The following is a 15076-nucleotide window of genomic DNA, read 5'->3' as shown; positions in this document are numbered from 1 at the left end:
CAAAAAGTGTGAAAAACTGTTGTATTTAAAATTAAAAAAAAATTAAAAAAAAGAAAAGTTTAACTAATTATTTACAAGTAAGCTCACCAAATCCTGAATAATTTTCTGTGAAACGAAATTCATAAAGTCAAGTCTTTCCAGATGTGGCATATAAAGTTTGAAGTTTTGAGCCTGATCATGAATCCTGATTGTATAGAAAACGGTTCCTACATCCTTTCCATCCTCTCCTTTTCCCGGTCCGGCAACTCCAGTTGTAGAAATGGAAATATCCGTATCAAATAAGCGCTGACATCCCTTTGCCATTTCTTCAGCTACCTGTTCACTTACAACCGTAAATTCGTCTACCGTGCTTTGAGAAACTTTTAAAATTTCAACTTTTTTTTCTGTTGCATAGGGAACAATTCCACCTATAAAATATTTGGAACTTCCTGAATTCGAAGTGATCATTTTTGCCAATTCTCCCCCCGTACAGCTTTCGGCTGTGGAAAGCGTAAGTTTTTTTTCACCCAAAAGTTCCCCTAATATTTTCTCAATTTTGTCCTCAGTAGTAGCGATAATATTTTCACCTACCAATGGAAAGAGTTTTTGAATCTCTTCCTCAAGTTGTCTGTTCAGAATATTTTCATCATGTCCAGATGCTGTAAGGCGAAGCTTCACGCGGGTTCCCACCGGAAGATAGGATAAAGCCAGATTCTCAGGTAACGAAAGCTCCCAATCCTCAATGATATCCGCTAAAATACTTTCAGGAATTCCTACTACGGAAACAATTCTTGTGGTGATATACTGTAAGCTAAAAGTATTTTTTAGGTAAGGAATAATCTGGTCTTTGATCAGGGGCTTTACTTCATAAGGCACTCCGGGAAGACTAAAGCTCAGTTTATCACCATACTTCATCATCATACATGGAGCAGTCCCATACTGATTCTGGAAAACTGTAGATTTAGTAGGAACAAAAGCCTGTTCTCTGTTTCTTTCCAGAATTTCCAGACGGCCTCTTTTTTCCATATATTTTTTTAAATGTTCGAAAGTCGGTTCATCCAGAGCTATTTCATCATTAAAAAAATCAGCAAGCGCTTTTTTAGTTTTGTCATCCCTTGTAGGACCCAGCCCACCTGTTGTAATAACAAGGTCTCCTATCTCAAAAGCAGCATGTAAAGTATCCTTAATAGTTTCAATTTCATCAGAAATCGTGAAAATCTGTGAAACTTTTATCCCTATATTCTTAAGTTCAGTAGCAATAAAATTAGAATTGGTATCTATTGTATTTCCTGAAAGGATCTCGTCTCCGATAGTAATGAGAACAGCATTTTCCATATTGTACATTCTTGAAAAAAAATCTAATACAAATGACGGAAAAATCTGTGGCCTCGGCAATGTTTATTATAGAAATCTTTTTAGGCAAATCAGCCTTTTTGCTAATTATGCTTCACCCAGATCAATTCATCCGTATTATATCCTATTCTCTTTGCTTTTTCTAAAAACCGTAATCTTATGCTTTCCGGAATTTCAGTCGTTCTGGATAATATCCACAGGTATTTTAAGCTGTTTCCTGCTACTAAGGCATACTGATAGTTTTCATCGATATCAATCACATTATAGCCTGCCCAAATAGGTTTAAAAAAAGAAACTTTTAAGCGGGCTTCCGTTTTATCTTTTACAAACCTTGCCTCTCCTATGGACTCTTTCCATTCTTTTTTCACATAATTATACCCTTTATTATCTACCCGGATGCTTCCATCGGGATTTTGGGAATAGGTTGCCGTAACATTGTCCATGTCTTTCTCAAACTTATAATCGAAGCGGGCAATTTCATACCATTTTCCCAGGTATCTTCCGGAATCAAAACGGGTGACAGGCACAGCACCTTTTGGTACCCTTACAGAACATTGATTAAAAATGAGAAATCCTAAAACTCCTATCGAGACAGGAATAACTATTTTCTGAAAATTTTTCATAATAATATAAGTTTGTGGTTATGAAAAAGTCCAAAAATGATGCCTTTAGGTTCCCCTTAACATAAAGCTAAGAAAAGGTTTTAAGAAAAGCTTCTTTGAATGTCCCTGAAACCTCAATCTCAGCATCATCCAATAAAGTAACAGTCCCGCTTTTGTGATATGATTTAACAAAACCTGTATTGATGATATGTGAACGATGAACTCTGACAAAGGGAGCTTCAAGAAGATCATCAAAATGTTTTAAAAATCTGCATACCATCTTTTTGGTTCCGTCAGTAAGATAAACGAGGGTAAAATTTCCATCTGCCTGCAGTCTTACTATTTCTTCAGTTTTCACAACATCAAATCCCTGTAATGTCGGCAGGATAAGTTGCTGATTATCAGGTTTTACTTTGAGATTTTCCAACAGTATTTTATTCCGGTTCAGCTCTTCCTTTTTTTCAAGGCTTTCTGCTACTTTATTGACGGCAAGAATCAGCTCCTGGATATCTATAGGTTTTAAAATATAATAGCTGGCCGACTTATTAAGAGCCTGTAAGGAATATTGAGAAAAAGCAGTTATAAAGATCGTTTCATAGGTGTAATCCTTAGTAGCTTCCAAGACATCAAAAGCATTCCCGAATGGCATTTCCACATCCAGAAAAACAAGCTGCGGAAGCTTCTCAGCGATCAGAGGAACGGCATCTTTTATATTTTCGGCTTCACCGAGGATTTCTACCTGAGGACAATATTTTGTAAGATAATTCCTTAGAACCTCTCTTGCAATAAACTCATCATCTATGATAACAGCTTTTATTTTCATTGATACAGATCCGGATAATGTCCGGTTTACATGTAAAAATATAATATTTAGTTGAAATACAAACGTCTATTAGATAAGATAATCCTGAAAAAGTTATAATTTATAGCGGATCTGTACAGTTACACCTTGTTCATTCTTTTTATCCGTTATGGTACAGTGGATGTCCTGTTTATAAAGGTCATTTAACAATGTAATTCTTTCCATCGTATTTTTCATCCCCCTTCCTTGCCTTGATTTTTGATGTTCTGTTTTCAATTTTTTACTTTCTTCAATACCTATTCCGTTATCATCAACGGTTATTATCATATATTGACCCTGCTTCTCAAAATTCAGTTGTAAAAATCCTTTGTTCTGACGATACCGTAGCCCATGCCATATCGCATTTTCCAAAAAAGGTTGGATCAGCATGCCGGGTATCAATAGACTCTGTAAACTCAGGCTTTCATCCACCTTAATTTCATAGTCAAATTTATCTGCAAACCGTGTTTTTTCCAGAGCCAGATAGTTCTGTAACAGATCGAGTTCCTGTTGGAAAGGAATAAAATCCTCTGCTGAGTTTTCCATAACACCGCGCATCAGTTTCGAAAATTTTGTCAGGTATTGATTCGCCTCCAACTCATTATTCGTGGCGATGAATTGATTCACACTATTTAAACTGTTGAAAATGAAATGTGGATTCATTTCCCGGCGAAGGGATTGTAAAGCTATTTTTTTATTTTTGATCTGAACTTTCTTTAAGGTCCATAAAATGAAGCCTGCCAATCCTGCCAATACAACCAAGGCTCCTATAAGACTATAATTAAATGCATTCTTTTTGCGGATCAGCTCATCTTTTAATTCCCTTTCTTTTTCTAATTGTGCTATTCTTTGTTCGGTGTCTTCAAGAATTTTATTATCAACAAGACTTCTGTCCTTTGAAACAAGATCCGGTAATCGTCCGAGAAAATCCCTGTATAGCTTTACCGATTCACCTGTATTTTCGGAAACACTGTACAAACTGTCCAATCTTTTTACACTTTTCTGGGCCTCCAGCGTATGTCCTTTTTCCAGTGCAATATTGTAGGCATTTTTCAATGTTTCAATAGCACTTTTTGTGTCATTTTTTTTTATATAAATATCAGCGAGCTCCTGGATCTGTTCTACCTTTTTCTGAGAATTATCTTTTACAAAGTCCTCTTTCAAAACTTTCTTCTTGGCTTCAATGGCTTTATCAAAATCTTTATTCTCAACATAAAAATTGGTCAGCTTCTGATTAATTTCCAGAGCCTGCTGAGGTTCCATCTGCTTTTTGGAAATTGTGTAAGCACTTTTAAGATTCGCTTCAGCTTTAGGTATATCGTTTTGCTGGATGTTTACATCAGCTAACTGACTGTAACTGGCTGCCAGATCTGCTTTTTCATTGTCTTTCCTGCTGATATCAATATTGCTTTGGATCGCTTCCGCCCTCTCTTCCTTAGAAGGTGACGAGAGCCTGGTAACATCGTTGGTATTGATGCTTTTGTTTTCCTTTGAGTAGCTGATATCAGCTGCTCTGCTGTAGTTAAGGATGGCCGGACTTATTTTATTTTGTTTTTCCTGGGACTGCGCGAGCTTTCGGGTTACAAATTCGAGGTTCTTTTTATCGTTTAGGTTTTGGTATAGATTCCTTGCTTTTATCAGGTATTCTTCACTTTTTGCATAATTTCCCTGACCGTAATAATCATTTGCCATACTGACATAGGTATCCGCGACCGTTTTATTATCATTATTATCAACCGCTTTTCTAATTTTGGAGGCAGACTTAAGTACTTTAGAAACCTTCGTAGAATCCTGGGCAAAAGAAGAACTTCCAATTGCCAAGGTAATGAGTAATATAATTTTAAAAAGTAATTTCACTTGTATCCAGATCTATTATGCAAAGTAAGTAAAACTTTAGGTATCGTCTCTTACCATTCACCAAGTGAAACGTATATTTCACCAAGTTTAAAAGAAATAATAATCAATACACCTGTTTTCATATATTTGTGAATTACAAATCTCTTAAAAGAAACTCATGAAAACCTATTTGTATTTACTGTCCCTTCTGTGTTTTCTTACCCAGACAATTCATGCACAAACCTACATTCAGAATGTAACGGTTGTGGATGTGATGAATAAAAAAATGATTCCCAATCAAACCGTAGTGGTTACAAAAAACATGATCTCTGAAATCAAACCGGGGCATAAAGTAACAATCCCTAAAAATGCGACGGTTATAGATGGAAAAGGTAAATTTCTGATGCCGGGAATGACGGATGCCCACGTTCATTTCTTCCAGAGCGGAGGCTTATATACGAGACCGGATGCATTTGATCTCAGAAAGCAGATCCCTTATGAAAAAGAAATAGATTGGGTACATCAGAATATGGAAGATTTTTTACTGCGTTATCTTAAAAATGGAATTACTTCCGTCATCGATGCCGGGGCTACTTTCAACTTTCTGAAATTAAGAGATTCATTTGCAAAAAATCCTACTCTGCCTTCTGTTTATATGACAGGGCCACTTATTACAACCTACGAGCCCGAAGCTTTTAAAAACCTGGATAAAAATGAGCCTTTCAAACTGGTGAAAACCAGTGAAGAGGGACGCAAAATGGTTCAGGAGCAACTTCCCTATAAACCCGACTTTATCAAAATATGGTATATCGTTATGGCAGACCCGAAAGAAATAGAAGCCATGGCAAGAAAATATGAGCCTATTATTAAAACTATTATTGAAGAAGCTCACAAAAACAACCTTAAAGTTGCAGTACATGCTACGGAAAGAATTACCGCACAGATTGCCGTACAAAATGGAGCCGACTTTTTAGTGCATGATGTGGAAGATGAAGTTGTACCAGATGACTTTATCAAACTTCTTAAATCAAAAAAAGTAGTACTCAGCCCGACACTCACGGTGATGGATAATTACTTTAAAACCTATGCCCAGAAAAAGAAATACAATACCTATGAACTGGAGAATTCGAATCCAAAAACAGTAGGATCTATCTATGATCTTCAACATTTAGCAGATTCTGCAGACTCCACAACGATTAATAAGATGAAAAAGCGTTTCAACCTACCTCAGCTGAACGCTTACGCCAGAAAGAAAGATTCTGTAAGAATCATTAATCTAAAAAGACTTTCGGACGGAGGAGTAACCATTGCAGCGGGTACAGATGCGGGAAACATTGCCACCCAACATGCTACTTCCTTTCTTGCCGAGCTAAAAGCAATGAAAGAAAGTGGAATGAACAACTGGCAGATCATTCAGTCTGCAACAATTAATCCAGCCAAGATCTTTAATAAAGAAAATATTTCGGGAAGTATAAACACCGGTAAAGTAGCAGATATGGTTCTTTTACGCGCAGATCCCACTGAAAATCTGGATCATCTTACCCAGATAGAAATGATTTTCAAAAACGGACAGCCAATACAGCCTGATAAAATTTTAAAAATTACCCCGGAAATCCTTGTCCAGCAACAGGTAAACGGATACAATGCCAGAAATATAGATGCATTTCTAGAACCTTATGCCGACGATGTCGAACTCTATACTTTCCCTGATAAATTAATAAGCAAGGGAAAAGATGCCATGAGAAAAACTTACAGCGCTATGTTTGACAAATTGCCGGATCTTCATTGTGAAATTACCAATAGGCTGATCAAAGGGAATTTTGTCGTAGATAAAGAAAGTGTTTCAGGAATCAGGAAAAACGGAAAAGTAGAAGCAACTGCCATCTATGAAATAAAAGACAATAAGATTTCAAAGGTCTTTTTCTTGCCTTAAAAGAATTTAAATGCCTATAAAAAGACAGTTCACTCGAACTGTCTTTTTTTTGTCATTTCACCAAGTGAAAACTTCATTTCACCAAGTCTCTCCATTTCAGGTTTACAATCGGGCTAATTTTACTTCAGAATTTAAAACAAGAAATTATGAAATTGAGACATTTTTTATTAATCGGATTCCTTACAGCAGGAAGTTTAATAAACGCACAGGAAGTAAAGAAAAATGCAATTGAGGTAACGGGAGTTGCTGAAATGGAAGTAGAGCCGGACGAAATCATCTTCAACATCGGAATAAAGGCCGATAACAAAAATGAACTGGCAGACAATGAAAAGAAATTATTCGAAACTTTAAAAAGTAATGGGGTAAAGAATGAGGATATCACCTTCAAATCAATGTATCAGAATCTTTACTCAAAAACAACCAAGTTCACCAAAAGTTTTCAGTTTAAGGTAAATGCTAAGACCAACCTCAGTAAGGTATTCGAAGGGTTAAATCAAAAGTGGGTAAGCAACCTGAATATTGCAGAGGTAAAAAATACCAAAATTGCAGATTTCAGAAAAACCGTAAAAATAAATGCATTAAAGGCAGCTAAAGAAAAAGCGGATTATTTACTGGAAAGCATGGGTAAAAAAACCGGAGCTCCTTTAGAAATTATAGAGATCGAGGATTATACAAGTGACACTATTATGCCAATGTCTGCCTACATGAGAAAATCCAGTAATGTACAAATGGAAGCTGATGCAGGAGTTGATTATTCATTTGACAATATTGAAAATATCAAATTGAAATACAGCATTAAAACCAGATACGAGATACTTTAAAAATGCTAAAGGCAGCTATCCGCAGTTGCCTTTGTTCAAACTAAAGGGTCATCAATTTTTCCTTTAAGGTAAAATCCAAAACATTGCAAATTCATTAGTATAGAAAATAAACAATTAAAAATATAAATAATGACAACTTTAAAAATTTTAACATTGAGTATAGGTGCTGCTTTTTTAAGTTCTAATAGCCTTACAGAGACACGTTGTATGGGAAAAAGCAATCCTTCGGTAATTGAGCACATTACAACACAAAGACCTTCTTTGTATACTGCACAACCATCATCAGGGGATAACAAAATTCAGGTTGCCCTTTTACTGGATACTTCGAACAGCATGGATGGATTAATCGATCAGGCTAAATCCAGACTCTGGAATATTGTAAATACGCTGACTACATTAAAGTATGAAGGAAAAGCACCACAAATAGAAATTGCATTATACGAATATGGCAATGACGGAATTCGCGATGAAAATTTCATCCGCCAGGTAACTCCCCTAACACAGGATCTGGATCTGGTTTCAGAAAAATTATTTGGATTAAGAACCAATGGTGGAAGTGAATACTGCGGTGCCGTGATCCGGGATGCGGCTATGAATCTGAACTGGGATAAAAATGATAAGAGTATGAAACTTATCTACATTGCCGGTAATGAGCCGTTTGATCAGGGAAGAATTAACTACAAGGAAGTTATTTCATCTGCTAAGGCAAAAAAAATCTATACCAATACTATATTTTGTGGTGACAGAAATGAAGGTATCCAGTCATTCTGGCAAAATGGAGCTGTTACAGGTGATGGAAAGTACTTTAATATCGATAGTGACAGAAAGGTAATCTATGTGGAAACACCATATGATGCTAAAATTTCAGAGTATAACACGAAACTCAATGACACTTATGTATATTACGGAAGCCATGGTTCCGAATACAAGAGCAAACAGATCATGCAGGATAAAAATGCAGCAGTTCAGTCTGTTTCCAATGCGGTGGAAAGAACGGTAGCCAAAAGTAAAAAGAATGCATATAAGAATGATCATTGGGACCTTGTAGACAAAGCGGAAAAGGATGTCAACTTTATAACAACTGTTAAAGAAAGTGAACTCCCCGCTGAATTAAAAGGCAAAACTAAAGAAGAAGTAAAAAGGCTGGTAACGGAGAAATCTGCCGAACGGGAAAAGATTCAAAAAGAAATTGAGGGGCTATCCAAAAAAAGACAGGACTATATCGATAACGAAATGAAAAAAAGAGGAAATGCAGACTCTGATGATCTGGGCAAAGCTATCGAAACTTCAATCTTGGAATTGGCCAGAAAAAGCGGATATACTATATAATATTGGCAGCTTGGAAGCCACCAATATAGTAATGATAAAACCAGGTGGATGATGTTTCATAACCATCTGGTTTTATCTTTCAAACTTAAAATATCTCGATAAGGGATGTTTTTTATTTTTCATAAAAAGGGATGTCATTTCCATTCCTGTAACTGAAAAAGTAATCCCGTTTCCACCAAAACCAAGCACAAAATAGGAATTATTGAATTTCTCATGTTCACCTATATAAGGTAACCCGTCTTTAGTTTCCCCGAAGGTTCCAGCCCATACAAAATCTGTATAAAAATGGTAATCGGGCCTGATCTTTTTTAATGTTTTCAGAATCTGTTTTTCTTTTTTATCCAGCAATGCATCCCGCTTTTTCGCGTCATAAAAATCCTCATCCCCTCCTCCGATCAGTAACCTTCCGTCATCAGTAGTCCTCATATACATATAAGGTTCATCTGTATTCCAGACCAGTGTACTGGAGATATTTTTAAATTTATCATCATCAATCTCGGAAACTAGAGCATATGTGCTTTTGAGATCCACAAAATTTTCTTTGATCAGACTTTTACTCTCATAGCCTATACAATAAATGATCTTTTTAGCTTTGATCTGAGGTCCGTTTATTGTGCTTACAAGATTATATCCTCTGTAACTCTTTGCCGCTTTCATCTCTGTCTTATCAAATACAAGAAGTCCTTTCTTATGATTAAATTCCAATAATTCATGGGCCAATTTGAATGCATCTACGCTTGCTCCCTGCTTAGAAACAATTCCTCCAAATGTATTTTGAAATCCGAATTCTTTTTGAATTTCTTCAGCATCAAGCCATTCCACTTCGAATCCGTATTTTTTTCTGGCTTCAAATTCCTGCTGCAACCACTGTATATCTTTTTTTCTTGACGCATAATACAGAGATCTTTTTCTTTTAAAACCGGCCTTTGATTTTAATTCTTTTGTAAGCTGTTCTATTATATCAATAGCATCTGAACAGGCTTTGTAGCTTTCAACAGCTCCTTTTTCCCCGATCTGATCAATCAGTTTAAAAAGTGGAATATCAATTTCATATTGCAGCATAGAAGTAGTGGCTGAGGTGCTTCCGTTACAAATCTCCCGTTTATCAATAAGGATCGTCCTGTATCCATCTTTTACCATCTGGTGGGCAATCAGACTTCCCGTTATTCCACCCCCGATAATCAATACATCACATTCTTCATCTGATTTTAAAGAAGGATAAGAGGCTGTCAATCCATTCTTTAATAACCAAAATGGTTCATTCGATTTTAAATCCATATTAATATTTTAAACTAAAATACTAATATTTGTGAGTATTTTAACGATTTTCAGACGATTATTGGTGTAATTATTGTTGGTGAAATACCACCAAACCATAAAAAATATACTATGATTACTATTATTCCAGATGCCCCGGAGAATGTTGCGGCGTTCAGTGCAACGGGAGAAGTGACCCGAGAGGACTTTGAAAACCTTGTTATTCCCCATGTAAAACAAAAGGTTGATCAGTTTGATGAACTTAATTATTTATTGTATTTAGATACGGATCTGGAGAATTTTACCATGGGAGCCTGGTTACAAGACGCACTTTTGGGACTAAAAAACCTTGCTAAATGGAATCGTACAGCTATTGTCACGGATAGCAAAGGTGTTCAGAATTTCACCGATATATTCAGTGTCCTGATGCCCGGTGAATTCAAGTCTTTTCCTAAAGAAAATGTATACAATGCCCTTTACTGGTGTAAGAACGGTAATGAAGTTGAAGCATAAAGGGGTAAAAAAGAGGCAAATGCCTCTTTTTTTTTATTGATCTCCCGGAATACATTCCACTGTTATTTCTTCTGTTATAAGTTTTGAAGATCTGTATAAATACATATACCGTATACTGATCATCAGTCCTATAAACGTCATTCCGACACCCACCAAAGAAGGATATTTAAACGAAAATCCATGTTCTAAAGGAATTCCACCTAAAAATGCTCCCATTGCATTGGCAATATTAAAAGCAGCCTGCATAAAGGCAGCAGCCATCATTTCGCTTCTTGGAGCGGCTTTCATCATCATAATATTAATCGGGGCAGCCACAGACATTGATAACGCACCACATACAAAAGTAAGTACCAGAGCAATAATACTGTTTTCTGAAAAGAAAAATACACCTGCCAATGACGACATCATGAGAAGTAATAAAAGAGAACATGTTTTTTCGGGCCCTAACTTATCTGATAAAAAACCTCCAGCCAGATTTCCCACTACCATTCCTGCTCCCGCCAAAATCATAACATATGCCATCTGACTTGCCTTAATGCCCGCAATGATGGTCATTAGTGGTGTAATATAACTAAACCAGGTAAATAGTCCGCCAAATCCTATTGCAGTAATCAATAATACCAGCCAGGATTGTTTATGTTTTAGAAATTTTAATTCCTCCAGAAAGTGTGTATCCTGCTTTGTTTCCATGGTAGGAAGCCAGAACTTTAAAAACAATAAGGCAAATAATCCAATTACCGCGACAATCACGAAATACCATCTCCAGTGGAAGGTATGCCCTATATAAGTGACCAGGGGCACCATTGCCAGGTTCGCTATAGTAAGCCCGGTGAACATTAAAGAAATATAGAATGCCTCCTTGCCTTTTCCTGCCAGCCGAGATGCCACTACGGTCCCTACTCCGAAAAATGCTCCATGTGGCAGGCCAGACAGAAACCGGATAATGAGCATTGATGTGTAATCTGGTGCTATCGCTGATAAACCGTTAAACAAAGTAAAAATCATCATTAAAACAATCAATACTTTTTTAGGTGGAAACTTCACAGAGTAACCGATTAATATCGGAGCCCCAATAACGACTCCTAGTGCATATGCAGAAATAAGATGCCCGGCTTCGGGAATACTTACCTGTAAAGTTTTAGCAATATCGGGCAGTAAGCCCATAATGGTGAATTCTGTTGTTCCAATCCCCAAACCACCAATGGCCAGTGGTATAATCCTCTTATCTATCATTCCCATATCATTTTGTTTCTTTTAATTGCTTCTTTGTTTTAGAGATAATAAAAGCAATCCTATTATTTGAAAGTGCAAAAATCGATAGAAATTTTCAATTTTGCTTCCACTCAAATGATAAAAATTTGCTCCATATTGACCTTTTTATTTAATTTTAAATCTTAAAATAATCAAGATAGAACCAAATGAAAATCCAGAAAGAAATTATTGACTTCGAAAAAGGAAAGTCATTCAAGCTTTTTTCTCCTTCCTTGAAAGACTGCTTTTTCTGGCATTATCATCCTGAAATAGAATTGGTTTATGTTGAAGCCATAAATGGAATCCGCCATATAGGAAAAGATATTTCCGGTTTTACTAATAGTGACCTTTTACTGATTGGCTCTAATGTTCCACATCTCAATTTCGATTACAAAATCCAAACGGAGTGCAGACAGATGGTTCTCCAAATGAGAGAAAATTTTCTACAGGATATTATTGATCCGGTTCCCGAATTTGATGATATCAGACAACTTCTGGAACGTTCCTATCTTGGACTATCTTTCTCCGGAGACACAAAGCGGATCGTCGTTGAAAAAATGCATAGCCTCATGACTACAGGAAATTTTGATTCCCTCATCGGATTAATTGAAATCCTACAGATCCTTGCCAACTCAAATGAAGTAAAAGAACTGAATAACGAAGATACCCGAATCAAATGGTTTCTTAACGATAAAATAAGAATGGGAACAATTTACGATTACATTCATGAAAACTATGATAAAAAAACGAATGTCAATCACATTGCAGCAACAGTAAATCTGAGTACTGCAGCTTTCTGCCGGTATTTTAAAAAGCAAACCAATATGACATTTACTGATTTTGTAAACAACTACAGGATCAATCAGGCAAAGATATTTTTGTTAAAAGATTCGTCCGTAACGGAAGTTTGTTTTCAGGTAGGTTTTGAAAGTCTGTCGTATTTTAATAAGCTATTCAAACAGCATGTAGGTGAAACACCATCAGAGTTCAGGAAAAAGCATTTGGCTAAAATTGAAGGTTGATGGTGGCTAATAGCTAAATTGAGGTTTGCTTATTTACAAATCAACATCCTTTTCTAATAAAAAAAATCGCTCCGTGTTGGAGCGATTTATATTTTTAGTGAATATGTTTTTCTGCGTGATAAGAACTTCTTACAAGTGGTGAACTTTCAACATGTCTGAAACCTAAGCTTCTTGCAAAATCACCGAATTCATCAAACTCTTCCGGTGTAATGAATTTTTTTACAGGAAGATGTTTTTTAGTAGGCTGAAGATACTGACCCAAGGTAATCACATCCACGTTGGCATTTCTGATGTCCTCAATCGTCTGGAAAACTTCATCTCTTGTTTCTCCCAAACCAAGCATAACACCCGTTTTGGTTCTTCTCTGTCCTGCTTCTTTCAGGTATCTTAATACTTCAAGGCTTCTTTCATATTTAGCCTGAATTCTCACTTCCCTTGTTAAACGTTTTACTGTTTCCATGTTATGAGAAATCACTTCCGGAGCAACATCCACCAATCGATCAAGGTGCTTTGTTATTCCCTGGAAATCAGGAATCAATGTTTCCATGGTAGTTCCCGGAGAAATTCTTCGTACCGCATTTACAGTTTCCCCCCACAGAATGGATCCCATATCCTTCAGATCATCGCGGTCCACTGAAGTAAGTACTGCGTGCTTAATTTTCATTAATTTGATCGAACGTGCTACCTTCTCGGGCTCATCCCAGTTTACATCCATGGGTTTTCCGGTTTTTACACCACAAAATCCACAGCTCCGCGTACAGATATTACCCAGGATCATGAAAGTCGCAGTTCCCTCACCCCAACATTCCCCCATATTCGGGCAGCTCCCGCTCTGGCAAATTGTATTTAATTTATATTTATCAACCAAGGTTCTCAGTTCTCTGTAATTCTTTCCGGTAGGCAGTTTTACACGAATCCACTTTGGTTTTTGAACGGTAGTGTCTTGAACTAAATTTTCCATTTCTAAAATTGAACTTCAAAGTTAAGGAATTTTTAATGGAAACCATCTAATGCAGAAATTGATGGAACACATAATTAAAAATATAATTGTAATTTAGATCACCAAATTTTTTCCATGAAAACAACCTTCTTCCTTTTATCTCTATTCTTCAGTATCATTTGTTCTGCCCAAAAAGAATTTCAACCGGTGGGATCTGAGATTATAGAAACCGTAGATGGCGATCTTGACGGTGATAAAATCCCAGAAAAAGTAATTATCTACAATACAAAAGATACAACGGATATGGGAAATATCCGTGAAATCCAGATCCTAAAAAAAACAAATGGTAAGTGGGGCATTTTAGAAAAATCAAGAAAAGCCATCCTCGAAAGCAATCATGGAGGAATGATGGGAGATCCTTATCAGAGTATGGCCATTAACAAAGGAATTTTAGAAATTACTCAGGCTGGTGGGAGCAGCTGGAAATGGGGATACACGGATAAATACCGTTTTCAGAACGGACATTTTGAACTGATTGGTCATTCCCTAAGCTACGGAAGACCGGGAGACTATTGGGCGGATATTGATTATAATCTTTCCACCGGACAATTGGTATATTCTAAAGAAGTAGAAGGTAAAGATAATCCAGACAACGGAAAATCTGAAAAAGAAACCGTTATTAAAAAAGACTGGAAGATTAATTTACAAAACAGAAATTCAGAAGAAAGAACTTTTAAGTTTCCAAAAACAAAAGCTGAGTTTCATTTGTAGTCATATCTTTTGAAACTTCAGAGATATTGTAATGCTTAAGGCTTATCAATCCTCATCAAACTCATTGTTTTTGAGAAGCTCAGCCAGGACTTTTTTAGCACGCATTACCCTTACTTTGGTATTTGCAACGGAAATTCCCAACTCTTCAGCTATTTCTTTTATGCTTTTCTCTTCAAAAAATCTGAGTTTTATGATATCCTGATAATTGGCATCTAAGGATTCAATTGTTTTAATGATTTTCTTTTGCTCTTCATCAGAAATCATCAGTTCTTCCGGAGATTTGGCAAACTGGTTCTTCACTTCATCCAGGTTTTCTGTCGGATCCTGATTTTCACGGCTTCTCTTCCTCCAAAAATCAATAACCGTATTCTGAGCAATTGTCAGTATCCATGTTTTAAACTGAAAATGAGGATCGTACATATCCAGTTTAGACAAAACCTTTGAAAAAACATTGACCGTAATTTCATCTGTATCATTTTCGTCACGGACTTTTTTCATCACAAAAGAAAAGACATCCACCCAAAAAACATTAATGAGTTTTGTCTGGGCCTTCTGGTCTTTTTCTTTAGCTTTCTGAATAAGTGAAAATAACTGTTCGTCGTTCATTAGTAACAAATATAATTTATTT

The 15076-nt window shown here is 36.3% G+C and carries 14 protein-coding genes; 6 read left to right on the top strand and 8 right to left on the bottom strand.

Annotated features, from left to right (window positions below):
• Positions 1–63: 63 nt before the first annotated feature.
• The 4 genes from PFY10_18955 to PFY10_18940 all read right to left on the bottom strand — a co-directional run bounded on the left by PFY10_18955 (position 64) and on the right by PFY10_18940 (position 4632).
• A complete protein-coding gene (locus PFY10_18955) occupies positions 64–1314 on the bottom strand; it encodes a CinA family nicotinamide mononucleotide deamidase-related protein (GenBank protein ID WBV56272.1) in 1251 nt (416 codons plus the stop codon).
• A 101-nt stretch (positions 1315–1415) separates the two neighbouring features.
• Complete coding sequence (locus tag PFY10_18950) at positions 1416–1955, bottom strand: lipocalin family protein (protein ID WBV56271.1); 540 nt, start codon at positions 1953–1955, stop codon at positions 1416–1418.
• 67 nt (positions 1956–2022) lie between these two features.
• Positions 2023–2757: a LytTR family DNA-binding domain-containing protein gene (locus PFY10_18945; protein ID WBV56270.1), complete on the bottom strand. Its 735-nt coding sequence runs from the start codon at positions 2755–2757 to the stop codon at positions 2023–2025.
• Positions 2758–2850: 93 nt separating this feature from the next.
• A complete protein-coding gene (locus PFY10_18940; GenBank protein ID WBV56269.1) occupies positions 2851–4632 on the bottom strand; it encodes a histidine kinase in 1782 nt (593 codons plus the stop codon).
• 157 nt (positions 4633–4789) lie between these two features.
• Between PFY10_18940 and PFY10_18935 the strand changes: the two genes are divergently transcribed.
• From PFY10_18935 to PFY10_18925, 3 genes are all read left to right on the top strand, one after another.
• Entirely contained in the window at positions 4790–6544 is a 1755-nt protein-coding gene (locus tag PFY10_18935) for an amidohydrolase family protein (protein ID WBV56268.1), read from the top strand.
• 146 nt (positions 6545–6690) lie between these two features.
• Positions 6691–7365 (top strand): SIMPL domain-containing protein, encoded by a 675-nt coding sequence (locus tag PFY10_18930; GenBank protein ID WBV56267.1) that lies wholly within the window; start codon positions 6691–6693, stop codon positions 7363–7365.
• Between the two features lie 129 nt (positions 7366–7494).
• Entirely contained in the window at positions 7495–8694 is a 1200-nt protein-coding gene (locus PFY10_18925) for a VWA domain-containing protein (protein ID WBV56266.1), read from the top strand.
• Positions 8695–8766: 72 nt separating this feature from the next.
• Here PFY10_18925 and PFY10_18920 read toward each other — a convergent pair whose 3' ends face one another.
• Positions 8767–9972 carry an FAD-dependent oxidoreductase gene (locus PFY10_18920; protein ID WBV56265.1) on the bottom strand — a complete coding sequence of 402 codons (1206 nt, stop codon included), beginning with the start codon at positions 9970–9972 and terminating at the stop codon, positions 8767–8769.
• 111 nt (positions 9973–10083) lie between these two features.
• On the opposite strand from PFY10_18920, the gene PFY10_18915 reads away from it, so the two are divergent.
• Positions 10084–10464: an STAS/SEC14 domain-containing protein gene (locus PFY10_18915; protein WBV56264.1), complete on the top strand. Its 381-nt coding sequence runs from the start codon at positions 10084–10086 to the stop codon at positions 10462–10464.
• Positions 10465–10497: 33 nt separating this feature from the next.
• Here the strand turns inward: PFY10_18915 and PFY10_18910 are convergent, their stop codons facing one another.
• Positions 10498–11703: an MFS transporter gene (locus PFY10_18910; protein WBV56263.1), complete on the bottom strand. Its 1206-nt coding sequence runs from the start codon at positions 11701–11703 to the stop codon at positions 10498–10500.
• Positions 11704–11882: 179 nt separating this feature from the next.
• Here PFY10_18910 and PFY10_18905 point away from each other — a divergent pair, with 179 nt between their 5' ends.
• A complete protein-coding gene (locus PFY10_18905) occupies positions 11883–12737 on the top strand; it encodes an AraC family transcriptional regulator (protein ID WBV56262.1) in 855 nt (284 codons plus the stop codon).
• 94 nt (positions 12738–12831) lie between these two features.
• Here the strand turns inward: PFY10_18905 and lipA are convergent, their stop codons facing one another.
• A complete protein-coding gene (gene lipA, locus PFY10_18900) occupies positions 12832–13698 on the bottom strand; it encodes a lipoyl synthase (protein WBV56261.1) in 867 nt (288 codons plus the stop codon).
• Positions 13699–13812: 114 nt separating this feature from the next.
• On the opposite strand from lipA, the gene PFY10_18895 reads away from it, so the two are divergent.
• A complete protein-coding gene (locus PFY10_18895) occupies positions 13813–14448 on the top strand; it encodes a hypothetical protein (GenBank protein WBV56260.1) in 636 nt (211 codons plus the stop codon).
• A gap of 45 nt (positions 14449–14493) precedes the next feature.
• On the opposite strand, the gene PFY10_18890 is transcribed toward PFY10_18895, so the two are convergent.
• Positions 14494–15054, bottom strand: a complete 561-nt coding sequence (locus PFY10_18890; GenBank protein ID WBV56259.1) for a sigma-70 family RNA polymerase sigma factor — start codon at positions 15052–15054, stop codon at positions 14494–14496.
• Positions 15055–15076: the final 22 nt, after the last annotated feature.

This window comes from Chryseobacterium daecheongense (genome assembly GCA_027920525.1).
Classification (GTDB): Bacteria; Bacteroidota; Bacteroidia; order Flavobacteriales; family Weeksellaceae; genus Chryseobacterium; species Chryseobacterium proteolyticum.
The sequence above is the reverse complement of the archived record's forward strand: the minus strand, read 5'-3'. Positions and strand labels throughout refer to the sequence as shown.

Bases quoted from the DNA above. Each gene is read 5' to 3' on its own strand.
- PFY10_18955 (WBV56272.1), bottom strand. From the start codon at position 1,314: ATGGAAAATGCTGTTCTCATTACTATCGGAGACGAGATCCTTTCAGGA.
- PFY10_18950 (WBV56271.1), bottom strand. From the start codon at position 1,955: ATGAAAAATTTTCAGAAAATAGTTATTCCTGTCTCGATAGGAGTTTTA.
- PFY10_18945 (WBV56270.1), bottom strand. From the start codon at position 2,757: ATGAAAATAAAAGCTGTTATCATAGATGATGAGTTTATTGCAAGAGAG.
- PFY10_18935 (WBV56268.1), top strand. From the start codon at position 4,790: ATGAAAACCTATTTGTATTTACTGTCCCTTCTGTGTTTTCTTACCCAG.
- PFY10_18930 (WBV56267.1), top strand. From the start codon at position 6,691: ATGAAATTGAGACATTTTTTATTAATCGGATTCCTTACAGCAGGAAGT.
- PFY10_18925 (WBV56266.1), top strand. From the start codon at position 7,495: ATGACAACTTTAAAAATTTTAACATTGAGTATAGGTGCTGCTTTTTTA.
- PFY10_18920 (WBV56265.1), bottom strand. From the start codon at position 9,972: ATGGATTTAAAATCGAATGAACCATTTTGGTTATTAAAGAATGGATTG.
- PFY10_18915 (WBV56264.1), top strand. From the start codon at position 10,084: ATGATTACTATTATTCCAGATGCCCCGGAGAATGTTGCGGCGTTCAGT.
- PFY10_18910 (WBV56263.1), bottom strand. From the start codon at position 11,703: ATGGGAATGATAGATAAGAGGATTATACCACTGGCCATTGGTGGTTTG.
- PFY10_18905 (WBV56262.1), top strand. From the start codon at position 11,883: ATGAAAATCCAGAAAGAAATTATTGACTTCGAAAAAGGAAAGTCATTC.
- lipA (WBV56261.1), bottom strand. From the start codon at position 13,698: ATGGAAAATTTAGTTCAAGACACTACCGTTCAAAAACCAAAGTGGATT.
- PFY10_18895 (WBV56260.1), top strand. From the start codon at position 13,813: ATGAAAACAACCTTCTTCCTTTTATCTCTATTCTTCAGTATCATTTGT.
- PFY10_18890 (WBV56259.1), bottom strand. From the start codon at position 15,054: ATGAACGACGAACAGTTATTTTCACTTATTCAGAAAGCTAAAGAAAAA.